Raw genomic sequence first — 276 nt, 5'->3', positions numbered from 1 at the left:
CCTGCGGGCGCAATGGCAGACCACGCGCCACGCGCTGGCCGTGCTGATGGGCCGCAGCCCCGACCAGACGCCGCCCGACCTGGCCTTCGGCATGCTGGCCGTGCCCGAGGAAGTGCCAGTCCTGGTGCCGTCGGACCTGCTGGCCGCGCGGCCCGACATCCACATCGCCGAAGCCGTGCTGCAAGCGGCCGCCGCCGACGTCGGCGTGGCCACGGCGCAGCTGTTCCCCAGCCTGTCGCTGTCGGCCTCCATGGGCAAGGGCGGCTTCAGCTGGCC

General features: G+C 74.3%; 1 protein-coding gene. It reads left to right on the top strand.

Annotated features, from left to right (window positions below; genetic code table 11):
• Positions 1 to 276, top strand: a 276-nt coding sequence (locus tag ACVHXK_RS18830; protein ID WP_461207939.1) for a TolC family protein, incomplete at both ends; no start/stop codon positions are given.

Source organism: Clostridium sp. DL1XJH146 (assembly GCF_054819755.1).
The sequence above is the reverse complement of the archived record's forward strand: the minus strand, read 5'-3'. Positions and strand labels throughout refer to the sequence as shown.